19 protein-coding genes are annotated in these 24,996 nt (G+C 47.3%); 11 read left to right on the forward strand and 8 right to left on the reverse strand.

Annotated features, from left to right (window positions below; all coding sequences use genetic code 11):
- The first annotated feature begins 330 nt into the window (after positions 1-330).
- The 4 genes from LL912_RS13430 to LL912_RS13445 all read left to right on the forward strand — a co-directional run bounded on the left by LL912_RS13430 (position 331) and on the right by LL912_RS13445 (position 4,130).
- Positions 331-1,530 carry a bifunctional 3,4-dihydroxy-2-butanone-4-phosphate synthase/GTP cyclohydrolase II gene (locus LL912_RS13430; RefSeq protein ID WP_235554088.1) on the forward strand — a complete coding sequence of 400 codons (1,200 nt, stop codon included), beginning with the start codon at positions 331-333 and terminating at the stop codon, positions 1,528-1,530.
- Between the two features lie 142 nt (positions 1,531-1,672).
- Entirely contained in the window at positions 1,673-2,308 is a 636-nt protein-coding gene (locus tag LL912_RS13435; RefSeq protein WP_235554089.1) for a murein L,D-transpeptidase catalytic domain-containing protein, read from the forward strand.
- A 106-nt stretch (positions 2,309-2,414) separates the two neighbouring features.
- On the forward strand, positions 2,415-3,419 hold the full coding sequence (gene trpS / locus LL912_RS13440) for a tryptophan--tRNA ligase (protein WP_235554090.1): 1,005 nt from the start codon (positions 2,415-2,417) through the stop codon (positions 3,417-3,419).
- A gap of 72 nt (positions 3,420-3,491) precedes the next feature.
- Complete coding sequence (locus tag LL912_RS13445) at positions 3,492-4,130, forward strand: deoxynucleoside kinase (protein ID WP_235554091.1); 639 nt, start codon at positions 3,492-3,494, stop codon at positions 4,128-4,130.
- Between the two features lie 141 nt (positions 4,131-4,271).
- On the opposite strand, the gene LL912_RS13450 is transcribed toward LL912_RS13445, so the two are convergent.
- The 4 genes from LL912_RS13450 to LL912_RS13465 form a co-directional block, all read right to left on the reverse strand.
- Positions 4,272-5,861: a RagB/SusD family nutrient uptake outer membrane protein gene (locus tag LL912_RS13450; RefSeq protein ID WP_235554092.1), complete on the reverse strand. Its 1,590-nt coding sequence runs from the start codon at positions 5,859-5,861 to the stop codon at positions 4,272-4,274.
- 31 nt (positions 5,862-5,892) lie between these two features.
- Positions 5,893-8,994, reverse strand: a complete 3,102-nt coding sequence (locus LL912_RS13455) for a SusC/RagA family TonB-linked outer membrane protein (protein ID WP_235554093.1) — start codon at positions 8,992-8,994, stop codon at positions 5,893-5,895.
- Positions 8,995-9,083: 89 nt separating this feature from the next.
- Positions 9,084-10,100 carry a FecR family protein gene (locus LL912_RS13460; protein WP_235554094.1) on the reverse strand — a complete coding sequence of 339 codons (1,017 nt, stop codon included), beginning with the start codon at positions 10,098-10,100 and terminating at the stop codon, positions 9,084-9,086.
- Between the two features lie 54 nt (positions 10,101-10,154).
- Complete coding sequence (locus tag LL912_RS13465) at positions 10,155-10,673, reverse strand: RNA polymerase sigma factor (protein ID WP_235554095.1); 519 nt, start codon at positions 10,671-10,673, stop codon at positions 10,155-10,157.
- Positions 10,674-11,002: 329 nt separating this feature from the next.
- Between LL912_RS13465 and LL912_RS13470 the strand changes: the two genes are divergently transcribed.
- From LL912_RS13470 to LL912_RS13480, 3 genes are all read left to right on the forward strand, one after another.
- On the forward strand, positions 11,003-11,842 hold the full coding sequence (locus LL912_RS13470) for an endonuclease/exonuclease/phosphatase family protein (protein ID WP_235554096.1): 840 nt from the start codon (positions 11,003-11,005) through the stop codon (positions 11,840-11,842).
- Between the two features lie 325 nt (positions 11,843-12,167).
- On the forward strand, positions 12,168-12,647 hold the full coding sequence (locus tag LL912_RS13475) for a helix-turn-helix transcriptional regulator (RefSeq protein ID WP_235554097.1): 480 nt from the start codon (positions 12,168-12,170) through the stop codon (positions 12,645-12,647).
- Between the two features lie 708 nt (positions 12,648-13,355).
- A complete protein-coding gene (locus tag LL912_RS13480) occupies positions 13,356-14,645 on the forward strand; it encodes an aminopeptidase P family protein (protein ID WP_235554098.1) in 1,290 nt (429 codons plus the stop codon).
- 109 nt (positions 14,646-14,754) lie between these two features.
- On the opposite strand, the gene LL912_RS13485 is transcribed toward LL912_RS13480, so the two are convergent.
- The 4 genes from LL912_RS13485 to LL912_RS26335 all read right to left on the reverse strand — a co-directional run bounded on the left by LL912_RS13485 (position 14,755) and on the right by LL912_RS26335 (position 20,678).
- The gene (locus LL912_RS13485) at positions 14,755-15,210 is read right to left on the reverse strand and encodes an SRPBCC family protein (RefSeq protein WP_235554099.1); all 456 of its coding nucleotides are present in this window, start codon (positions 15,208-15,210) and stop codon (positions 14,755-14,757) included.
- A 96-nt stretch (positions 15,211-15,306) separates the two neighbouring features.
- Positions 15,307-16,377: a hypothetical protein gene (locus tag LL912_RS13490; protein ID WP_235554100.1), complete on the reverse strand. Its 1,071-nt coding sequence runs from the start codon at positions 16,375-16,377 to the stop codon at positions 15,307-15,309.
- 10 nt (positions 16,378-16,387) lie between these two features.
- Entirely contained in the window at positions 16,388-18,187 is a 1,800-nt protein-coding gene (locus LL912_RS13495; RefSeq protein WP_235554101.1) for an HSP90 family protein, read from the reverse strand.
- A gap of 1 nt (position 18,188) precedes the next feature.
- Positions 18,189-20,678 (reverse strand): tetratricopeptide repeat protein, encoded by a 2,490-nt coding sequence (locus LL912_RS26335; protein WP_235554102.1) that lies wholly within the window; start codon positions 20,676-20,678, stop codon positions 18,189-18,191.
- A gap of 176 nt (positions 20,679-20,854) precedes the next feature.
- Between LL912_RS26335 and LL912_RS13505 the strand changes: the two genes are divergently transcribed.
- The 4 genes from LL912_RS13505 (at position 20,855) to LL912_RS13520 (ending at position 24,940) form a co-directional block, all read left to right on the forward strand.
- On the forward strand, positions 20,855-21,580 hold the full coding sequence (locus tag LL912_RS13505; RefSeq protein ID WP_235554103.1) for a succinate dehydrogenase cytochrome b subunit: 726 nt from the start codon (positions 20,855-20,857) through the stop codon (positions 21,578-21,580).
- Positions 21,581-21,639: 59 nt separating this feature from the next.
- Entirely contained in the window at positions 21,640-23,616 is a 1,977-nt protein-coding gene (locus LL912_RS13510; RefSeq protein ID WP_235554104.1) for a fumarate reductase/succinate dehydrogenase flavoprotein subunit, read from the forward strand.
- A gap of 76 nt (positions 23,617-23,692) precedes the next feature.
- Complete coding sequence (locus tag LL912_RS13515) at positions 23,693-24,061, forward strand: four helix bundle protein (protein ID WP_235554105.1); 369 nt, start codon at positions 23,693-23,695, stop codon at positions 24,059-24,061.
- Positions 24,062-24,181: 120 nt separating this feature from the next.
- Entirely contained in the window at positions 24,182-24,940 is a 759-nt protein-coding gene (locus LL912_RS13520) for a succinate dehydrogenase/fumarate reductase iron-sulfur subunit (RefSeq protein WP_235554106.1), read from the forward strand.
- The last annotated feature ends 56 nt before the right edge of the window (positions 24,941-24,996 follow it).

Below are 24,996 nucleotides of genomic sequence, written 5' to 3' on the forward strand. Positions count from 1 at the left end.
GTGCCTGCTTTGAGTTGCTTTAATGTTACAGGCACTTACATGCCCCTTTCAAAACTTCCGGCCAGCTAAAACTGCCGGCTAACCCGTTGTAATAAGAAATTTGTGATATTTATAAATATTACAAATTTCTTATTACAGTTTTGTGATACGATTTTTGTGATTAAAAATTTTATCACAGTTTTTTTATTACAAAACAGGATATGACCGGTGAAACCTGCAAAACGCCCGGCTCGCCTTATCACCTGGCCCTGAATCCAAACCGCGAATCAGGAAAGCATAAACCAAACCCCGCTTACAATCGTTATCTTTGTATAAATTTCAGTAATACATATGTTTGATACAATAGAAACAGCCATTGAAGCGATAAAAAATGGCAAACTTGTAATCGTTGTAGATGACGAAGACCGTGAGAATGAAGGCGATTTTATTACCGCTGCTGCTACCATTACTCCCGAAATTGTAAACTTTATGGCCAAAAACGGCCGCGGACTGATTTGTGCTCCCCTTCCCGAGGAACGGTGCGACGAGCTGAACCTTCCCCCCATGGTTACCAACAACACGGCCCTGCATGAAACGGCCTTTACCATTTCTGTAGACCTGCTGGGCAATGGTTGTGGTACGGGTATTTCCGCATCAGACCGGGCTAAAACCATTGAAGCATTAAACAATCCTTTTACCAATCCGTCAGACCTGGGCCGCCCGGGGCATATCTTTCCCCTGCGCTCCAAAAAAGGCGGAGTGCTGCGCCGCGTAGGTCATACCGAAGCAGCAACGGATCTGGCAAGACTGGCAGGGTTTCCCTACCCGCATGGCGCCGTGTTGGTAGAGATCATGAATGACGATGGTTCAATGGCCCGGCTCCTGGATCTTATTGAAGTGGCTAAAAAATTTGACCTGAAACTGATTTGTATTAAAGACTTGATTGAATATCGCCTGAAACGCGATTCGCTCATTGAAGAGATCGTCCGGGTGAATATGCCCACCCAATATGGTAATTTTACCCTTGTGGCGTTCAGGGATAAGAACAGTAACAATGAGCACCTGGCCTTGATAAAAGGGGAATGGGAAAAGGGCGAACCGGTATTGACACGGGTACACTCCTCTTGTTTTACCGGTGATATCCTGGGCTCCCTGCGCTGCGATTGCGGCGATCAGCTGCACAAAGCCATGCAAATGGTAGAGCAGGAAGGTAAGGGCATTATCTTATATATGAATCAGGAAGGACGCGGTATTGGCCTGATGAACAAATTAAAAGCCTATAAATTACAGGAAAACGGGATGGATACCGTTGAGGCCAACCTACACCTGGGTTTTAAAATGGACGAGCGGGATTATGGAGTGGGCGCGCAGATCCTGCGTCACCTCAATGTGACTAAACTCCGCCTGATGAGTAACAATCCGCGGAAACGCGTAGGGCTTATCGGCTATGGGCTGGAGATCGTGGAAAGTGTTCCGATCGTGATCACGCCCAATGAGCACAATGAAAAATACCTGCGCACCAAAAAAGAAAAACTGGGACACGAATTTTAAATCTGCCCTTAGCATAAATGTTTACTTAAAATATCCCGGTACCCGTCGGGATATTTTTTTGAGATCGCTTTTAAAAACCGACCGACACCCGTTAATTCTTATGGAAATGCCTTGCTGCCGCATCTCCTTGCAAAGGCCATTTATGAGAAAGCTGTTTATACTCGTGAGCCTGCTCCTGCTTGCCGGTGGTTTTATTTACTATCATCGGGATGAGGCCGGCCGTAATGTTCCAGTCGCTGCTGCTGCCCGGCCGGCACCCTGGGCGCCCGCTGCATCACAATTGACCGTGATCAAAACCGTTATCCGGAACCGGCATTTTAATCCGAACCGGGCATTGCTGATCAACATGCAGCAGCCTTCTTCCCAGAAACGCTTTTATGTGTACGACTTGAACGAGGATACGGTTATAGCCTCCGGACTGGTAACGCATGGGCGGTGCAATGAACGATGGCTGGAGGGAAGAAGGTACAGCAATAAAGTGGGAAGTCACTGCACTGCTCTGGGCAACTACCGCATAGGAAGCCCTTACCAGGGAAAATTCGGACTGGCCTATAAGCTATACGGGCTTGACAGCAGCAACAATAACGCCTTTGAACGGTTTGTGGTGCTGCATTCCCATGCCTGTGTACCCGAAACAGCAGTACATTACGAGATTTGTCAAAGCGACGGCTGTCCTACCGTAAGCCCCGGTTTTTTAAAAACCCTGCAACCGGTCATTGACGCCTCACCTCAACCCCTGCTGCTTTCCATATTTGACGGATCCGTTTCCGATGATTAGCCGGGCATACGATAATAATGCAATCCTGAATGCAGATTCCCTGGAGTAGAAAACCATCGAAGGACTCCTTCTGACAAACATCAAACTTTATCTATCTTTGCGGCCTATGAGTAAAAAAGGAGCAATCGTTTTAAGTGGGGTACGGCCAACCGGACACCTCCATTTGGGGAATTATTTTGGCGCATTACGGAATTATGTAAAAATGCAGGATGAATACAATTGTTATTTTTTTATAGCCGACCTGCATTCACTAACCACTCATCCGGATACAAAGGAATTAAGAGAACATGTACTTTCTGTAACTTCTTATTACCTGGCCAGCGGACTGGACCCGGATAAATGTGTACTCTATTGCCAAAGCGACCTGCCGCAAACAACGGAGCTGTATCTTTATCTAAATATGCTGGCCTATAAGGGAGAACTGGAAAAAACCACCACGTTTAAGGACAAGGTAAAACTGCAGCCGGAAAACGTAAACGCCGGGCTGCTCACCTATCCCGTACTGATGGCTTCCGACATCCTCATCCACCGCGCTATGTATGTGCCTGTGGGAAAGGACCAGGAGCAACACCTGGAAATGACGCGTACCTTCGGCAACCGTTTTAACCACCGTTATGGCGAGGTATTTCCGGAACCCCAGGCATTCAACTTCGGAGAACAATTGCTGAAAGTACCCAGCCTGGACGGTGCGGGAAAAATGAGCAAGAGCGAGAACCAGTATGCAACCATTTATTTGTCGGACGACGATGATATGATCCGGAAAAAAGTAATGAAGGCGAAAACAGATTCCGGGCCCACGGAGCCTAACTCCGAAAAACCGGATTATATCGTAAATATCTTTGATCTGATGAAACTGGTAAGCGCTCCGGAGCTTATTGAAAAATATGAAGCCGATTTTAATGCCTGTACCATCCGTTACGGAGATCTGAAAAAACAGTTGGCCGAGGACATGGTACGCTTTATCAGTCCAATCCGGGAAAAAGCAAAAGCCATCCGGGAAGATGAACGCGCCTTGAGCATTATTTTAAAAGTGGGTGCGCAGAAAGCAGCGGAAAATGCTGAAAAAACCATGGACCTGGTGCGCAGGGCGATGGGCTTAAAATACTTCTAAGAAAAATAAGACCATTTTAAAAAAGAATGGTTATTTTTCACTACGAAACCATTCCTGTATCACATCCGTAATATGGCTAAATCAAAATCCAAACCCAAGCACATTGCCATAGCCGGCAATATTGGCGCCGGTAAAACCACCTTAACAGAAATGTTGAGCAAACACTATAAGTGGATCCCTAATTTTGAGGATGTGGATCACAATCCCTACCTGATGGATTTCTATGACGATATGCCCCGCTGGAGCTTTAACCTGCAGATCTACTTCCTGAACAGCCGGTTAAAGCAACTGATCGATATCCAGAACGGCACAGAAACCGTTATACAGGACCGTACCATTTATGAAGACGCCAATATTTTTGCGCCGAACCTTCATGAAATGGGGCTGATGAGCAAGCGGGACTTTGACAACTACTATCAATTTTTCCAGACCCTGAAATCGATGGTGAACCCACCAGACCTGATGATTTACCTGAACGCCTCTGTGCCTACCCTGGTAGGACAAATCCAGAAACGCGGCCGGGAATATGAAGAAAATATCCGGCTGGATTATTTAAAGCGGCTGAATGAATATTATAATAAATGGATCGGCTCTTACAAGGAAGGTAAATTGCTGATTATTGATGTAGACAAAAACAATTTTGCCGATAACGTGGAGGATTTTGGAAAGATCATTTCCAAGATCGATTCGCAACTATACGGGTTGTTTTAGTAACGAACCCGCAGCAGATCATCTGCCTCCTCATTTAAAATAATGAAGCGAAGCGGCCCCATCTGGAAATGGGGCCGCTTCGCTTTCGGTTTACATTGTATCAATCAAACGTGCACTGTGTTTTGCATTTTAGGAACGCGATCACCAACCCGGCGTTTGTTTATAAGCGCCCCCGGTACGATTGATCTCATCCGGCGCAATAGGCCAGGCCATCTTTGCCTGGGTATAATTGCGCGCCGGCCAAACCTGCTGTATGGTATAGGCCGAGGCCGGGTTGGATTTGTCTGCGTGAATACGTCCATGTAACGGGGCGTTGATCTTTGCCACATCATTCCAGCGTTTCAGGTCCATCAGCCGGTCTGTCCACTCACAGGCCAGTTCACAACGACGTTCATGCTTCAGGTCGTTGAGCGTGGGATTTGCGATCGGCAGCAGGCCCACCCTTGCCCGCACCTCGTTCAATGGTGCAGCCGCCTCACCGTTCTTACCTTGTTGAATCAACGCCTCGGCTTTAAACAAGAGGATCTCGGCATAGCGCATCAGGGGCAGGTTTAACGCGGTAGTGGGATAGTCACCATTCTGGTTAATCTTGTCATTGGTTTTGGGATCGCTGTTGGAGCCATAGCTATAGGGCTCCATGTATTTATTGATCTGGAAGCCGGAGAGACTGTTTGTAGAAGAATAGGCTCTTTCCACACCAAAAAAAGTAAACTTATCTCCAAATTTTAAAATGGTGGCTTCCCGGCGGGGGTCATTCGCTTCATATTCATCGTATAGTTCTTCGGTTGGCTGAAAATAACCCCAGCCATTGTAGATGCCCCAGCCTTTGTTTTCGAGCACCACACCCATGAATTCGGATCCACCCAGGTTACCGGATGTTACGGACCAGATGTACTCACTGCTCCAGTTATTGGCAATTTTAAAAACAGCACGGTAATTTTCCGCCGGTGTTGCCTTGCCGGTGATCAATGCCCGGCCACATTCATTCTTGATCCGGTCGCAAATAGCGGGGATCAGGGCCCATTTACTATTGTCAAACTGTGCCCAGTAAGCATAGGTTTTCACCAGGTAGCCCAGTGCAGCCGCCTTATGGGCCCGTCCTTTATTGGTGTCATCATAGGTACTGAACAATGGTAACAGGTCGGCGGCCTTTTGCAGATCCGCGGCAATGGCCGCGTAGTTGTCCGTAACCGATTTTAACTGCGGAAGCATCCGTTTGCCAAACTCAGGGTTCTCGATGGCGTCATAGGGCACCCCCTGATCTTTATGCCCCCAGAGATAGGCCAGCCAGAAATGGGCAAAAGCACGCATAAAATAGGCCTCGCCTAATACCCGGTTTTTAAGATCGTTCGAAATATTGGTAGCATTTGCAGCACCGCCAATAGCCTGGTTGGCCTTGTTCAACATCCAGTAAAGATCGTTCCAGCCATCTTTCATATAGCCTTCGTTACCGGAGCAGATAAAATTCTTGATGTTCTCACCATCGGCCTTGGAGCGCCCCACGATCAGGTCATCGCTGGCATTCTGCATCCAGAACAGGTTGCGCCCCCAGGTGCCTTCATTCTTCATAGGCACGTATAAAGCGCCAATAGCCTCATTCACATTCTTTTCTCCGTCCCATTGGTAAGCCGTGGAGGCTTGCCCCTGTGGTTTTGAGTCTACCCAATTCTTGCTGCAGGAAGCCATTACCAATAAGCTCACGAGCAATATGGAAGTAAATTTATAGTTCATATACTGATTTTAATTTTCTGTTTAACCATGTTTAAAACGTCAGGCGCACACCTGCTGCATAAATTCTTGACACAGGAAACTGACCGCCATCAAATCCAAAGCCACCCACTTCCGGATCCATGCCCGAGTATTTGGTAAAGGTGAGCAGGTTATCCCCGCTGATATATACGCGCAGTTTCATATTCCGGTACAGCTTGTTAAAATTATAGCCCAGCACCAGGCTTTTCAGCCGCAGGTAATCGCCATCTTCCAGGTACCAGTCGGAGGGCGTCTGAAAATTCTTATTGGGATCATTAGCAGAAATACGGGGAATGGTTCCGCCAGTATTGGTGGGCGACCATGCCTCCAGTATCTTATCCCAGCGGTTATAGCCCTGCTCCGAAGCGTTGAGGGTAGATTCTTTAAATACGTGGAAGAGCTTCACCCCGCCTACGCCCTGCCAGAACATGCTGAAATCAAAATTCCGCCAGCTGGCATTGGCTGTAAAGCCATAGGTTACCTTTGGAAAGGCATTACCCATAAATACACGGTCATCGTCGTTCAGTTTACCATCCCCGTTCTGATCAATAAATTTCAAATCACCGGCCTTGGCTTCTCCCTGTATCCGTTTGCCATCGGGCCCTACATAGGCTGCAGCTTCAGCATCGGTTTGAAAGATACCCCCCGTCTGGTAAAGCCAGAAGGAGTTATAGGGTTGGCCCACTACAGAGCGATAGGCTTGCATAGTGCCTCTCCAGGTTGGCCCATCATTCCATGAGGATTTTGGATTTTCGTCAATATAAGCTACCCGGTTTTTGAGGGTTGCAAAGTTTCCGTTCAGCTCATAGTTCAGTTCATTAATGCGGCCCCGCCAGCTAGCGCTGAATTCAAAGCCCGTATTTTTAATCTTACCCCGGTTGATCCAGGGCGCACCAAATCCCATCGAATTAGGCCACTGATCGTCTTGCAGTTTTAAAAGGTCAATGGTTAGCTTATCAAAATAATCAGCGGTAATAGTCAACCGGTCCTGCAACAGGCTGAGATCGATACCAAGATCCTTTTGCTCAGAAGTTTCCCAGTTCAGTTTCGGATTATTCTTGCTGGCCAGGTAATACACAAAGGTCTGCAAGCCACCATTACCTACCTGGTACATATTATCTCTTGACAGGCTGGGGTAGGCATAATAAAGATCGCCGATGGAACTGATATTTCCGATACGTCCCCAGCTGGCGCGGATCTTCAGCAGATTCACCGCATCTACGTTAAAAAACGGCTCCGAGCTCAGCTTCCAGGCGGCTGTTACCCCCGGGAAATATTTGGAACGATTGTTTACCGGTAAACGCTGGGCAATATCATTCCGCAGACTGGCCGTCATAAAATACCGGTCGGCCCAGCTATAGGAAAACCGTCCTACATAAGACAGGTTGCGGTCTCTCCAGTCCCAGTCGGCAGGCTGAATGTCTGTAAAATTACCGGCAAAGGCAAAGAATTGCGCCCAGGTAGCTTCATTGTCAAATGTTTTTGCAGAAGCACTAAATCCTTTTGCGCTATTCTGCTGAGCCGTGGTAGAAAGCATCAGTCCCAGGCTATGTTGGTTAAATACCCGCGCATAATTCAGCGTATTTTCCCAGATCCAGTTGTTTGTTTTATCTGTTTTATAATCAAGCTGGTTGGCATTATTGGGTTTACCCGGTTCCGTACGGCGGGGCGTAAAGTTTTTATACAGGGTCTGACCCTGGCGGTAAGAGAAGCGCGTGATAAAGGAAAGGCCCCTTGTGAATAAATTTGTAACAGCCAGTTCTGAAACAGACTGGATGTCTATGCCCTTGTTATCGGGCTTATTTCGCAGCAGGGTGGCTACCGGGTTGATCACATCGCCATGAATACCCAGGTAGGCCGATTCCCGCGGGCCTACGCCACCAAAACTTCCATCCGCATAATAGGGCGTGGCAGAACGTGGCATATAGATGGCAGACAGGATAGTACCGCTATACCCGCTTTCTGTAGCCGTACCGCGGCTGTCACTATTATTATAAAACAGCTCCTGCCGGAATTTTACATTGGGAGCAATCTGGTAACCGGCGTTGAACCGCAACGACATATTCTTTGCATAAGTGTTTAACAGGGTACCCTGGTTTTCTTCATAACGCCCCTGGAACAGGGTGCTGAATTTTTCGGTACCGGCATTGACCGTTACCGTGTGCCGCTGTATGAGGCCGGTGCGGAAGATAGAGCCGATCCAGTCGGTGCGGGTTTCCTGTGCATAGGGGTTTTTAGCGGCATTCCATCCATCCAGTGGTTGGGAGCCCGCATTGGCGGCCGCTAAGTTGGCTACTTCTGCTTCTTTTTGCGCGGTTAAAGACTGGGGTAAACGCCAGGCCTTTTTGGCACCGGCAAAACCCGCATATTCTACAGAGGGCTCGCCTTTTTTTGCCTGCCTTGTAGTAATAAGGATTACGCCGGCCGCACCGGAAAAAGCCCCGTAAATAGCCGCGGAAGCCGCGTCTTTTAAAATGGTAATCGATTCCACATCAGCCGGGTTATATGGTGCATTGGGCACTCCGTCTACCACGTATAAGGGGCTTTCCCCACTCCGGTTACCAATTCCCCGGATTACCACTTTGGCTCCCCTGTCGGGGTGACCTCCATCATTGGTTACAGTAATGCCCGGCACTTTTCCCTGCATCATGTTTTCTACACTCAGCACCGGCCGGCTCTTGGCCTGCTCCAGGTCGGGCACCGTTGCCACCGCTGCAGAAAGATCCTTCTTACGCATAGAGCCGTAACCGATCACCACTACTTTATCCAGGGCACTGCCACTGGGCTGCAGCTCCACACTGATGGAAATACGGCTATTTGCATTTACCTCATACCCAGCAAGGGTATCAGACTGATATCCTACATAACTCACAATAAAACGGTACCCGGCCCCCGGGGGAATATTATTGAATTGAAAGATCCCGTTCTGGTTGGTTGCTGTAGTTAGTCCCTTCGAGGGGTCATCTGCTTTTTGCAGAAGCACCGAGGCTCCGGCCATCGGCTCTCCTTTCTCATTTTTTACTACACCCGTTGCCGAGTTGGTTCCGCCGCCCTGCCCAAATGCAATACATGGGACACAGGCAAGCCATAGCAGTACGATGCGTAATTGCTTCATAAACGATTCTGATTTAATTTTTCTTCTTTAAAAACCCAAACTTCCTTTGGGAGATAAACAGCGTTGATTTATTTGAAACAGGTTCCCTGTTACTCTTCGGCACGGATCTGGAAACCAGTTTTTGTTTTTTCCATTTGAAGATGATTTAACAATACAAGCGTATTCAGAAACTGCTCGATCGTTTCTGAAGAAGGCCGGTACATACCGGTAAAACGCATATCTTTTACTGCCGCCTCATTGAAGGCAATCTTTATATGATACTGTTGTTCTATTTTTTTAAACACGGCATCCATGGGTTCATTATTGAACTCCAGTATGGTTGTAATGGGGCCTTCGGCATGTGCGGCGTCCGTTTTTTCAGGCAACGGTTTATCGCCGAACCGTTGTACCCTGTTGGAGAAATCTTCATTGTTAAACAACAACTCCTGGCCGGGCTTCAGGAATACTTCAGGGATCTTTTTAGCCACATGCGGTTCTCTTTTTACCACCACTTTGCCTTCCAGTAGCCGGACACTGGTCAACAAGGTATCTTTATCTTCAATACTAAACACGGTTCCCAGTGCCGTTACATTAATATTACGGGTATGTACACAAAAGGGCCTGGACCGGTCTTTCGCCACCGAAAAGGAAGCATTTCCAGCTAGCTGCACATCTCTCCGAAGTCCAAATACAGAATCGTACTCCAGCATACTTCCCGGAGCCAGTGCTGCCTGCGAACCATCTGGAAGCTTTACATTTTTTACCACGAAAGAGGAATTGACAACCTGTATACAGGTCATAGCCACCGCCTCGGGTACAAAAGGCATTTCCTTCCGTTGCATTTGAAGATATGCGAGTCCTGCCAGCAATCCCGCTAACACAGCAGCGGCGCTCCATTGCAGGTAGCGTGAGCGTGTGCGCATTTTTCTGAGCACATACCGCTGCATCCGCTCCGACGCCGCAGCGGGTATGGAGCCCCCTGCCTGGAACTGCTCCCAGTTTTGCTCGGTCATATAAGGCGCCAACACCTCCGGATGCCTTACCAGCCATTCCCTGATTCCGGCCTCCTGCTCCTTCGAGCAATGCCCTTCAAAAAAGCGTTGTAATAATTCCGGAGAGACTTCCATACCCTATTGTTCGTACAAACAAAAAAAATCCCTTACACGGACAACAACTTTTTTTTAAAAAAATACAGAAAGGGTTTTTCTCAGCCGGCGAACGGCTCTTGTAACATGGGTTTCAACGGTTTTGGCGGAAATAGAAAGCAGGGCCGCAGTTTCTTTATGAGAAAGGTCGTTGATACGGGTTTCGGTCAGCACCTGTTGCTGCATCATCGGCAGATCATGAATGGTTTTCATCACCCGTTTCAGATCATCCTTCATTTCAATAGCAGTGATTACTGAAAGCGTTTCAGGATGAGCTTCCGGATGCGGCAGCTGAACCACTTCGCGGATTTTATTTTTGCGCAACAGGTCGATCAGGGTACTTTTAGCAACCCTGAATAGTTGGGTGGAAAGACTGTATTCTGTGGATAATTTTTTCCGTTGCTCCCATATTTTAATAAAACTCAGTTGCACCGTTTCTTCGGCCAGCCATTCCGAACGGGTATACATATAAATGTATTGATACAAGCGCTCATGATACAAGTTGTAAAACTCGTGAAATGACCCCTGATCCCCTTCCCTGATTTTCTGAAGCATAACAAGCATATACCGGCTGGTAGTAGACTTTAAAATTACACGAAATAATTACACAAAAATCATGTGTTTTTTCCGGACCTCCCGGTTGCTTCCGGAAGTTTTATGAAGATAGTACTTTTGAGAATACACGGCCTATTCGGCCACCGGGCCTCCTGAAATATAACAATCTGGTAATCTTGATGACCGGCCGTTTAGATGGCTTGCTTCCGGGCGGCAGTTTTTCTGGGCCACTGCTTGGCGGTATATTATTTTTGTGCTTGTCTCCGGGAAATCAGCAACAAATTACTAACTTGGCGCCCACACGATTGCAAAACAAATACAATAGAACTATGAAGCGATATTTACTGGCAGCAACACTTATATGCAGTACTCTTTATTATGCGGCGGCCCAGCAGCTCAAAGTAGCCACATTTAATCTCCGCATGGAAACCTCCGCCGATGAAGGCAATCTTTGGAAAGACCGGGCGAAACCAGTGGCCAGTCTTATTCGTTACCACGACTTTGATGTGTTCGGCACCCAGGAAGGCTTTAAAAATCAGCTGGATGATATCAGCCAGCGTCTGCCGGCTTATGCGCGTTATGGCAAAGGACGCGACGACGGAGCCGATAAAGGTGAGCATTCTGCCATCTTTTATAAAACGGATAAATTCACCTTGCTGCAGTCCGGCGATTTCTGGCTGTCCGAAACGCCTGACAAACCAGGTAAGGGATGGGATGCCCGCTGCTGCAACCGTATCTGCTCCTGGGTGGCCCTGAAGGATAAAAAGACGGCAAAGAAGTTCTATTTCTTCAGTGTACATTTTGATCATGAAGGAAAAGTAGCCCGTGTGGAAAGTGCCCGCCTGATGCTTAAAAAGATCGCGGCAATCGCCGGCAACAGCAACGCCGTATTGGTGGGGGATCTTAACGGCGACCGGAATTCGGAATGGTACCATATCCTCGAAAATTCAACACTGTTGAAAGACAGCTACGGCGATGTAAAGGAGCCTTATGAAAACAATGGGTCCTTTAATGCCTTTGGCAAGTCGGTAGATCGCAATGAAGTAATCGATCATATTTTCATTACCCGGAATGGCAATGCCCAAAGCTGGGGTATTTTAACAGATACCTATCATGGCAGATATCCTTCCGACCATTTCCCGGTAGAAGCCATCATCCGTTTTAAATAAAAATGATTCCGACCTCCTAAAACGGATGGAGCTCATGCCATGCGCCGGAAAACAGTCCGAACCGCGAATATCGGGACATTTTAAACAATCAACACACTGCTCAAACACGACCTGTGGATCCAAACAGAAACTATCTGATTTGTGGAAAAGCGGCTGCACATCCTTCCCCGGAATTGCAGCCGGCGGTTTTTCCAAAATATGGCAACTGCTGTTTTTATCGAATTGATTTAGGAAATATACTCCATACAAAAAATACCCTAATTGGGGTATTTTTCACATATTAATAAAAAATATCTTTGACGTACAAAATTACAACCGCTTAAGTATGAGTGATCCCGCTGACGTTCAGAACAGAAGTTATACCTCGGTATCTTACCGGGTTCAGGAAAAACTGAACGGTACGGCAAACTTATCGGAGGTGGTTAAATCTGAGGCTGAATTAACAGAAAGCGACCATATCCTTGGTATCACGATGGAAATCATCCGGCAAAACAGCACTTCGAAAAAAAAGAAAATCACCTTATCCATAAAACTGGACCGGGACGAAGTGTTTGAGTACGTAAAAACGATCGATTTCTATCTGAAAAACCAGCCCATGCTTTCTAAATATAAAAAAAGCATTGAGCAGCTGAGCACCCGGGAAAAGGAGATCTGCGGCCTCCTTTCGAAAGGACATTCCAGCACAGAAATCGGTAACCTTCTTTTTATTTCCACCGATACGGTAAGAACCCACCGGAAGAATATTTTTAGAAAACTGGGATGTAACAGCGTTAAAGAACTTATTTTTTACTCGATGCTGCTGTAATCATCGCCTCCGGCGCAGATATTCCATACCTGTCCGGGAACGCTGGCCAAAAATACCACGATTGGGGTATTGCCGGGGATGGCAAAGTAGGTGATATTTGTACCAGATTACAACCAGAAAGATTAACAGGATGCATACTTAAATCTGCTTATGACAGCTTCAGATTCATACTGTCCGTCGTTTGCAGTTTAGCATACCAACTGGTAGAGCAAAAAAAAATCCGTAGGCTTCGTGTAAAACGCTTACCAAGCATGTTTGTTTTTAGAGGTCGGATACTGAAATAAGGCCGCATCTTAAACTTCAGCCGCAAGGTGGTTGACACAGGTATAGAAATATGAAGTACTGTATCTGGAAAAATAAATGCCGCTCATTGCGCTTGTTTTTCAGGTTGGAGATCCCGGGTGAATCAGATGACACAAATTAAAATATTTTACGAATGTGCTTTATGCACTTAATAAAAAAGGATCGAGGTTTACATTGAAAGCAAAAAAACGTCCATCTTAACTTTTGTATAAGTGGTGTTTATTTTGAAGGCTGTCCTATTCTTAGGGCAGCTCTTTCTTTATAGTCCCTTCCTTCTCAACAATAATGCACCCGGCCCGGGCGCAGCAGCCTTTCCTCCGGCCACTTGGCAGTTTTACGTATATTTGGAACCCATAAACAACCGGATTTGCGTTGCAAACAGTTGTTTCGCTTAAATACAGACACATGAAATATTTACCACTGAATCCCCAGATCTTTATCAAAAACCGCAAACGGTTCACCGATAAGATGGAGCGCAATGCGATCGCCGTTTTTTTGGCCAATGATGAAATGCCCGAAAACGGCGATGCACTTTATAAATACAAACCCAACAGCAGCTTGTTCTGGCTTTCGGGGATACAGCAGGAAGACAGTATGGTGATCCTTTACCCGGACAATCCGGATCCCAAGTACCGTGAAGTGCTGGTGCTGGTGCGTCCAAACGAACTAAAAGAGAAGTGGGACGGCAAGCGTTTACGGGCCAATGAGGCGGCAACCATCAGCGGCATCAAAACCATTGTATGGCTGGATACCCTGCCCGCTCTGCTCAATTCCTGGATCCATGCGTCTGAAACGATTTACCTGGATACCAACGAGAACGACCGCAAGAGCTCATGGATCGAAACCCGCCAGTACCGCTATATAAAGGAGCTGAAAGAAAAATTCCCATTGCACCAGTATAAGCGTGCAGCACCGGTTCTGAAGGAGTTGCGGGCTATAAAAACGCCGGAAGAAGTGGAGGTGATCCAAAAAGCGATCGGCATTACCGAAAAGACCTTCCGCCGCTTATTACAATTTATCAAACCGGGCGTATGGGAATTTGAAATCGAGGCGGAGATCCTGCACTCCTTCCTCAACAACCGGGCCACGAGAGAAGGTTACAGCAGCATTATCGCTGGCGGCGACCGCGCCCGTACGCTGCACTATATCAGCAATAACCAACAATGCCTGGACGGAGAACTGATCCTGATGGATTTTGGTGCCGAATACGGCGGCTATAATGCCGATCTTACCCGCACTATTCCTGTAAACGGACGGTTCACCAAGCGTCAGAAAGAAATTTACAATACCTGCCTGCGACTACACCGCTTTGCTGCTTCTATACTGAAACCGGGTATTACCATTGTTAATTATCATGAAAAAGTGGGCGATCAAGCTACGAAGGAATTCCTTAAACTAGGATTGCTCGGCAAAGCAGATGTAAAAAATGAAGACCCCGAAAACAGGGCCTATCGCAAATACCTCTATCATGGCATCAGCCACCACCTGGGTATTGATGTGCACGACCTGGGTCCCTTCCGTTCACCGCTCAAAGCCGGCATGGTATTAACCATTGAGCCAGGCATTTATATTGAGGAAGAGCAATTGGGTGTACGCATTGAAAATAATTTCCTGCTGACCCGCAGCGGCAACATCGACCTGATGAAGACCATGCCGATTGAAGCAGATGACATTGAAATGCTCATGAATAGCTAGGATACTATTGCAACGGCAGCATATAAGAACAGCGGTGCGGGTATGCCGGCCGCTGTTTTATTTTGATAAGATGCCAGAAAAGATAATGTAAAAAAAGCCGCAAAATGATTTACACAGGGTCATTACTTTTCTCAATGTGTTGTTTCAGGTCCTTCAACCGTTGTTGCACGTTCATCTGCAGACTCCTCTTTATCTGCCGGGAAAATATCGAGAACGGGAATCGCAGTTTGAAGGCATACAGAAAAATCACCTCTGTGCGATCCTGTTCCTTTCGTTTAAACGTCCATGATCCCAAAAACGATTTGAAAAGAAACGGTCCCTTTGTCATTTTAATTGCAGTGGCTGCGGGCCGGTTAAAAGATATATATTCCGTTTCCATGCCCAATCCGTCTTTTGCTACGCACCAGGCCCTTACACCAGGTCCCGCCTGAGTTGCGCCGCCTGCAAGCATCGCCTTCTTCAGAAAGGTATCCCACTGCAGGCGCCTGCCGTAGTCCTGGGAGTAATCAAAAATATACTCCTGGCTACGGGTTATAAGAATACGTTCAGCAAATTTAATATGCATCGCTGCACTATTTATTAACTTCTGCGGTTGGTTTCACATCTGCGCCTCAACTTTCACCGGATACTAAAAATAAAAAGATATGTAGGAACCATTGTTTCAAACGATCGCCTCCAGCTGTCTCATGAAATTATGGTTCCCGTTACGTTTATCAAACAATACCGCAATATCCCGGGCTACCTGTTCGAAGTGAGCCAGCAGTTCATCACGGGTATAATCCGTTTTTTCCGCCCGCAGCAAGGGATGATCTTCTTTAAGCAGCAGGTGAAACAGGGTTGATTCCGGAAACTGCCGCAGGGCTTCTATAAGATACAGGGCCATCTGGAACATTTTGCGGCTCAGGTTGCCCGTTACCCTGGGTATTAATTGCTCCAGGCGTTCTTTGGCAGTAACCGGATTTGCGGACGTCTTAAATACCAGCAATTTTATTTCCGACAACAAAGCGGAAGCATCGTGCGTTAAGGCTTCCAGCTCCACTTCGGCTTTTTCACAAAATTCCTGTGCCAGCTCGGGCTGGTTATTTTTAAATGCCTCATAACTCAGGTTTGCCAGGGTACGCATGGGCACATGTACACAAGTGTATTGCTTTTCCAGCAGGGGCAGCGCCTGCTCATGCCCCTGTTCAAATCCCTGTAGTTCAAATGTGGCGCTCACCTCCGCATCCATTTCACAGGCTTCACAATCACTCATTGAATCGCGGGTCACTGCTTTCAGTTTTTCACCATATTCCTTTATCAGCGCCGTATCTTTTTGTACCAGCGCATCGCTGTACAACTCATTATAATAGGCCCGCAAACCATAACCGTTCCGTTGCAGCCGTAGTTTAAAATCTTCCAGCGCTGCATGTACCTGCTCCTTCGATACATGCGGATTATCATACAGATCGGCCATCATCCATTTATATTGCCATAAAAAATCTGTTTCCGAAAACAGGTCGGGATGTTCATCACAAACTTTCAGGACCCATGCAAAAGCCGGAATGGATTCCCTGGCAAACGCTACATCCCGCTCCGTTTCTATCAGCATCAGCCGCAGATCATATCCCCATTCAAGATCCTCGTTCTCATCGGCAATTTTTATCGCCTGTAACAGCAGCTTTATTTTCTCTTCGGGCAAAGAAAGCGCTTCGCCCTGATTCAATAATTTCTGAATTTTTAAGGTATACAACATATAGAATGTTTTAAATCTGAATAAAATTTTTCATGCCCATTACCAGCAGCGAATGCAGCGCGCTGTTGAAAAGATTCATCTGTTTTTCATTTACCGGGTACTTTCCCATGAGTAATGCTTGCACATACAGCACTTCTGTAATGGCCTGCAACATGTAGTCCTCATCCAGCGTAAGCATATGCTGCACCAGTTCATTGTTCATGTTCAGGCAAAATTGGTTCAACAGTTCGGGCTGCTGCTGTAAGCTGCCGAGGGCATTGGCAAAGGGGTTGTCACTGGCCTTTAGTTTTTTTATCGTTGCCTCTGCAAAATCCTCATCCGCCCTTGTAAAAATCGCGGGGGTATCCCGGGGCTCAAAATATTTCAGGCTTACCGTACAGTGCAACGCCCGTGCAAACGCCATCATCTTTTTCATAAATGGACGGTAACGCTCCGCTTCTTCCGTGCTGATGTTCACAAACGTATCGAGCAATTTTGCCGATGACATTTCCCGGATGTTCAGTTCCCTATGGATGCCCTTTATTTTTTTCAGCAATTCCTCTTCAAATGTATACGCTACATTCAATACAAGCACGCCCTGGAATTCAGCAATGCGCTGTACCTGTTTAAATTCTTCGTAATCGGCGCAGTAATAAATGACCGGGTATTGTTCGCGGATGTTCTTAAAAGTCCGCAATCCTTTATTGGTTTCAAACGGAAGATCATCCAGGATCAACCGGAGAAACTCATCGTCTTCTGCTGCCATGGCTTTCAGGTGAAGAAAATGCGTTTGCATGATCTTCTGGTACACCTGCGGATCTATATTGTGGATGTTTTTGAGATAGGATTTAAGGGTATCACCGATCTCTTTGCGTGTATTCCGCAACTGGTCGTTCTGCATCAGCGATTCCCTTGAAGCCGTAGCACTGAGCGCATTGCTGTTCACGATCATCTTTACAAAAAAAGCCCAGGAAGGCAGCAACCCGTTATCCGCTTCTCCAAGAAACATCCGTTTCAGGTAAATACGATGGTGCTGCTTCACCGAAAACTGGGCTTTATATGGCAACAGGTATAATACGCCGGTACACTTCCCCGACTCTGTTTGAAAAGGTACCGCGTCGAGGAATGCAAGTTGAAAGACTTCCTTACCCGCCTGTAGCAACGCATGGCGATTCGCATCCGGGTTTAGCCATACAGGAGGTTCGGGGTTAATCAGCTTTTCTTCACCGTTGGCCACCACCGTAATCTTTTCAGGAAGCGCATCTCCGTAAAACCGTATCTGCGGAATAAAGTTCTCCGGCCGGAATAAATGCGCATAGTTCTTTTTAGGGGTAAGATATACCCTAGTGCCAATGGGCAGGGCTTCTACCGGGTCAATCTGGTAACGTCCGTCATTAAAGGCCGACCATCGGAATCCATTCGTATCAAAAGCCGACCGGGTTTCGATGGTGATCGCTTCGCTGACCACAAAGCAGGACAGCAAACCGATCCCGAACTTGCCGATGAACAGCCGGGCGTCTTCCGCATTTTTCCGTTTGGAACTTTCACCAATTACGGAAAGGAACTGGTGTATTTCATCTTCCTTCAACCCGATGCCATTATCCTGGAAGCTAAAAGCGGGTTGACCTTCAGCAGGCGCCGGCAACTCAATTCGTATCGTTCCCTCAAGCCCCTCGTCCAGTTGGCGCAACGCAGCTATAGCGTCCACCGCATTTTGCAGCAGCTCCCGTATAAATGTATTCGGATTGCTGTACAGGTGCTCCGATAAAAGGCTGATCATCCCCTGCAGGTTTACCTGGAAAGAATAGTATTCGTTGTTGGATGTTTCCATATTATTTTCTTCTTCTTCCTGTCAGTTTTTTTGCGCCTTCATGGCCGTTCTCCGCCGCCCTTTCAAACCAGTAAAGGGCTTTTTGCTCGTCTTCATCTACGCCCGCTCCCATCAGATAGCAGTTGGCGAGTTCATACTGTGCGTTGGCTGACTCATTTTCCGCAGCCTCTGTAAATAAAGCTACGGCCTTTTCCGGCTGACGGGGTATGCCCTCTCCTTTTAAATACTGCCGGCCCAGGTATACTTTTGCATGGTCATTGCCTTCGTGGGCGCTTTCTCCAAACCAGCGGAAAGCGGCTTCCAGGTTTTTATCGGTGCCAAATCCTTCATAATAACAACGCCCCAGCCGGTATTTAGCATTGCTGTTTCCATATTCGGCAGCCAAAGTATATGCATTAAAAGCTGCTACGGGTGCAACCTCTGTACCAATGCCATATTCGTAACATAACCCCAGGCCATCGGAGTACACCTGCTGGTCTTTTGCCCGCCGGTAATAGTCCAGCGCCTTTTCATATTGCTCTACGCGATCGTAGTCAAACATATAATAATCCCCCAACTCCAGCAATGCATAGGGATATTCGCTGGCTGCTGCTTTTTCCAGCCATTCCAGGCCCTTTGTACTGTCTGCCTGTACATAACCATGCAGGTAATACCGGCCGGTTGCATACTGTGCATAGGTATAGTTAAGGGCAGCGGCCCGTTCCATATATTCCAATGCTTTCTCCCGGTCTTCAACCACACCTTCCGCACGTTCATAACTCAGGGCCAGTTCTGTAAGTGCTTTGGGATTGCTGACCTCCGCCGCCTTTTTCAGGTATTCAATTGCTTTATCCGGGTCCTGTGCGATTCCGGTTCCAAACTTATAACAACGTCCCAGTTCATAGGCCGCGTTCATTTCGTTATAACCGGCGGCATAGGTATAACACTCCACCGCTGCTGCAGGATCCGTTTTCCCCGACTGATGATAATCATATTCCAGGTACAGCCCTTTTATGTAGTTGGCATAAGGATATCCCAGTTCCGCAGCTTTATTAAAATGCGCAAACGCCTGGGCGTAGTCCGGTTGTTCGGCTACTTCTGCAATCAACCCCAGCTCCGTACTGGCCTGGGCATTGTTGGCCTCCGCCGCTTTTGTGAAATAAGGAATCGCGGCCTCCACATCCGGTGCGTTGTCATCAAACCCGTATTTAAGAAACCGGCCCACGTTATACTGCGCGATGGGCAGGTGCTGCTCCGCCGCTTCTTTATAATATTGAAATGCCCGGGTAAGATCAGCAGTAATGCCCAGATCCGTATCGCCATACTCATAAAAATTACCCAACCGGTAAGTAGCATAAGGAACCTGTTTGGCATGCAGCACCTCAAACGTTTCGAAAGTGACGTTCTTGTCGATCTCCGTGAGCCTTCCTTCAATATGCACTTCCGCCCATTCAATGGCTGCATCCACGCTTCCCGCGGCCTTGGCTTCCTCCAGCAATTGAAGTCCCGCCGGCACATCGGTTACCCATTCGTTATACAGGTATAAATAAGCCAGCCGGTAAGCTGCATATGCATTGCCATATTCCCAACTCTTTTTCAACCAAAAGATTGACCGTTCATAGTCCTGCGCAGCCTGGGGCGCTTGTGGCAGCAGCTTCAGACCAAGACTGGTGGCAGCATCCATCGATCCGTCTTCATACGCTTTTTCCAGCTCTTTGAGCAAGGCCTTTTGTTCCTCTGCCGTTTGCGCATCGGGCCAGGATATTTCGGCCAATACATAGCGGGAGTAAGCCGCATCAAATCTGCTGACAGATTCTTTTAAAAGGCTGATCTGTTTTTCCCGGTCGCCCTTTTTGCCATAATAGCCCTGCATTACATCATAGTAATGCCGCTGCAATTTTTTATCCGGGTGATTGATTAATTGCTCGAGGGCCGGATCGGGTTCAAAACCGGAGCTGTACCATATCTGGTAATAGGCTTCATACACCAGGGCCCAGGGATTGCCTGCAGCTGCCAGTGTTTTTAATTGTTCCAATGCGGCCTCTTTGTCTGCCCCGGGCAACAATCCGGCGTATTGGTAATAATAATATACAGGAGCCGCCGCCGCTACACCGGCTGCGATCGCCTGTTGAAAGGCCTCGGCTGCTCCGGAATGATTTTTATATTTGCTGCGTGCGAGTACCAGCGCCATTGCTTTTTCCAGTAATGCTTCCGGGTAGGCCCCGCCTATGCGGGTCAGCACCCCGGTCATTTTTTCAAAAAACCAGGCATATACCTCATCCGGAAAATAGATGCTTACCGTATGATCGGCGCCCGATTTAAACAGCAGGTCAAAAAGAATATCCAATGCCTCTTTGGGCGCTCCGGCTGCTGCCTGTTGCTCCAGCAACGCCAGGGCCCGGAACCAGGTATCTTTATCCCGGATGGTAGAAGAGTTAAGATTTGGAACAAAATCCGCCGGAACGGAGCATGGGTTTTCAAAGTATTTTTCATAAACGTTGATGTCGCTCATACATTATTTCATTTGGTGAGGGCACTAAAATAGCGTTTTATTAAATAAATTCTTTACCCGTATCCGGAAAGATTCCCGGGTCATGGATTTCACTACCTGCTTGTCATTTTTTTGTCACCAAATTAACCATGATGCGTTAACTTTGCCAGCAATTTATTCACCTTCTATAAGAAAATATGAACTGGTCTCAATTTTTCACTTCTTCTGTTGGCAAGAAAATTACCATGGCGCTGTCGGGCATTTTTTTAATTCTTTTTCTCATTATTCATGCCGGTTTAAATGCCTGTATCTGGGCAAATGACGGTGGAGTAATGTTCAACATAGCAGCACATTTCATGGGTTCAATGGTTGTGCCCCGGGTGTTGGAAATTGGCCTATTTTTATTCTTCCTGTTGCATATTATCCAGGGTTTGGTACTGGAAGTACAAAACCGCAGTAAAAGAGGTACCGGTTATGCCGTAAAAATGGGCAACCGCGGAAGTACCTGGAACAGCCGGGCGATGGGTATTCTCGGAGCATTGATCCTTATTTTTTTGGTGATCCATATCAGCGATTTTTGGGTTCCCAGCCGTTTTGGCGGCCTGGAGCCGATGTATATTGATGTTGCTTCCGGTCAGATCGTACCGGAAGGCACCCCCGGCGCTAAGGAATACCATGATCTGTATGGTGAAATGAAGCACCAGTTTACTACTTACCCTTGGATTATCATTATTTATGAATTGGGCGTCATCGCACTGTTCTGGCACCTCGTACACGGATTTCAGAGCTCGTTCCGCACACTGGGACTTACCAATCATAAATACATCGGCCTTATAAAAGGCACCGGTGTTGTGTATTCGATCATCATCTGCCTGGCATTTATGCTGATGCCATTAAGCTTTTATTTCGGATGGATCCAATAACTCCGTGCGCATCCGATCATTGAAATCTCAAATCAGAAATCTCAAATCTCAAATCAATTATGCTTGATTCAAAAATACCAACCGGAAAATTAGAAGATAAATGGACCGAATACAAAGGCCATTGTAAGTTGGTAAACCCGGCCAATAAACGGAAACTGGAAGTGATCGTGATCGGAACCGGGCTTGCCGGAGCCTCTGCAGCCGCCGCATTGGGCGAACAGGGATACCAGGTAAAAGCTTTCTGTTTCCAGGATTCACCGCGCCGGGCGCACTCCATTGCCGCACAGGGTGGAATCAACGCTGCAAAGAACTACCAGAACGACGGAGACTCGGTCTTCCGTCTTTTTTATGATACCATTAAAGGAGGCGACTACCGTGCACGCGAAGCCAATGTACACCGGCTGGCGGAAGTAAGTGTAAACATTATCGACCAGTGCGTGGCACAGGGCGTGCCTTTTGCCCGTGAATATGGCGGGTTACTGAATAACCGCTCCTTTGGCGGGGTGCAGGTAAAACGTACGTTTTATGCGGCCGGACAAACCGGTCAGCAATTATTGATCGGCGCCTACCAGGCTCTGGAGCGGCAGGTGGCCCTGGGTAATGTAAAAATGTACAACCGTCATGAAATGCAGGACATTGTGATGATCGACGGCAAGGCCCGCGGCATCATCGCCCGCAACCTGGTTAACGGACAGTTGGAGCGTTTCTTTGGTCATGCCGTGATATTGGCATCCGGCGGTTATGGAAACGTATTTTATCTTTCCACCAATGCCATGGGCAGCAATGTTACCGCTGCCTGGCGGGCCCATAAAAAGGGCGCGCATTTTGCCAACCCCTGCTTTACGCAGATACATCCTACCTGTATCCCGGTATCCGGCGACCACCAGAGCAAGCTGACCCTGATGTCGGAATCCCTGCGGAACGACGGCCGGATCTGGGTGCCCAAAAAACAAAATGACCCCCGCAAGGCCAACGATATACCGGAAGAGGAAAGAGACTATTACCTGGAGAGAAGGTACCCAGCTTTCGGAAACCTGGTACCCCGCGATGTGGCTTCCCGCGCCGCAAAAGAACGCTGTGATGCCGGTTTTGGTGTAGGAACCACCAAACAGGCGGTATACCTGGATTTTAAATACAACCTGATCAATAAATACGGAAAAGCGGAAGCTAACAAGCACGGCATCCAAAACCCCGATACAGAAACACTGATCCGTTTGGGTAAGGAAGTGGTGAAGGAGGAATATGGTAACCTGTTTGACATGTATGAAAAGATCACCGGAGAAAATCCTTACGAAGTGCCAATGCGGATCTATCCTGCTGTACACTATACGATGGGTGGCCTTTGGGTGGATTACGAACTGATGACTTCCGTAAAAGGATTGTTCTGCCTGGGTGAAGCCAACTTTAGTGATCATGGAGCCAACCGCCTGGGTGCTTCTGCACTGATGCAGGGTCTGGCAGACGGATATTTTGTAATCCCCTATACATTGGGCAATTACCTCGCAGATGAAATTGCAGTAAAGCCCATTCCAACCACGGACCGGGCCTTTGTGGAAACAGAGGCGAAAGTAAACGAGCGGATCAATCGCCTGATGAGTATCCAGGGCACACAAACCGTGGAAAGCTTTCACAAGCGCCTGGGTAAGATCATGTGGGACAAATGCGGCATGGCCCGGAATGAGCAAGGATTAAAAGAAGCCATCCAGGAAATCAGAGACCTTCGGGCTGATTTTTGGAAAAACGTACGCATCCCCGGTGGCATTCATGAAATGAACCCTGAACTGGATAAAGCCAGCCGGGTAGCCGATTTCCTGGAGCTGGGAGAACTGATGTGTATGGACGCGCTGGAGCGTAATGAGAGCTGCGGCGGGCACTTCCGGGAAGAAAGCCAGACTCCGGATGGAGAAGCGCTGCGTCATGACGACCAGTATATGTATGTATCTGCGTGGAAGCTCAATGGCGAGCATTCCTGGGAACTGGAAAGGGAACCGTTGAACTACGAGGTGATCAAACCTACACAACGGAACTATAAGTAATTTGAAAATGTGGGAATGTGAAAATTAGGTGGAATGAGTACATTTGATGTATGGTTCACCTATAAAATTTCACATTATGGGAGACGAAAAACATCATTGTAGAAAAATCTTTGATCTTTGGAGTAGAAGTAGTACAGTTTCGGAGGAACTAGAAGAAACGAAAAAATATGTTGTGGCAAAACAACTATTGTGTTGCGGTACATCCGTTGGCGCAAATATTTTTGAGGCACAACATGCGAAGAGCAAGTCCGGCTTTGTTCATAAAATGAAAATAGCTGTAAAGGAGGCAAATGAAACATTGTACTGGTTGTTGATTTGCGATCGGAGTGAACGTTATCCTGTTAGCAGTTCTTTAAAAGAAATGGCGGAAGAACTGATACGGATTATATCAAAAATTATTATATCAAGTAAAGGCAGTTTGAAAGGAGGATTCACATTGGGTTAAATCATCTTTTTCAAGCATATTTTTAAATTAAGAATGGTTTTGACAGGAGTGTGATCCTATTTTCATATTTCCACACTTGTCACATTTGCACATTATCGTATAATTATGGAGCATTATTCAATGAATTTGACCCTAAAGGTTTGGAAACAAAAAAACGCCGAATCCGGCGGGAAGTTTGAGACCTACAAAGTATCTAATATCTCATCGGAAATGTCCTTCCTGGAGATGTTTGATGTATTGAACGAGCAACTGATCCGTGAAGGAAAAGAACCCATTGCCTTTGATCATGACTGTCGCGAAGGTATTTGTGGCATGTGCTCTATGTACATCAACGGCCGACCGCATGGTCCCTGGCATGGTACCACTACCTGTCAGCTGCATATGCGCGCTTTTAAAGATGGCGATACCATTGTGGTGGAACCCTGGAGGGCAAAAGCGTTTCCCGTGGTAAAAGACCTGATCGTAGACCGCAGCGCGTTTGACCGTATCATACAGGCCGGTGGTTATATTTCCGTAAATACCGGCAATGCACAGGACGGCAACGCCATTCCTATTCCGAAGGAAAATGCAGATAAGGCGTTCGCTGCAGCTGCCTGTATCGGTTGCGGAGCCTGCGTAGCCGCCTGTAAGAATTCTTCGGCATTACTGTTCCTTTCCGCTAAAGTATCGCACCTGGCATTGTTGCCGCAAGGCGAGGCAGAGAAAAAGGATCGCGCGCTGAATATGATTGCGCAGATGGATAAGGAAGGCTTTGGCTCCTGTACCAATACCGGTGCCTGTGAAGCCGTTTGCCCGAAAGAGATCGAGATCACCAATATCGCCCGCCTGAACCGCGAATACCTGGCAGCCGGATGGGCATCTGATACCAAGAAACATTAAGAGCACACCTCCTTCGATATTTTAAGGCCCCGTTGTTGCGGGGCTTTTTTATGATC

Source organism: Niabella agricola, from assembly GCF_021538615.1.
GTDB classification, from domain to species: domain Bacteria; phylum Bacteroidota; class Bacteroidia; order Chitinophagales; family Chitinophagaceae; genus Niabella; species Niabella agricola.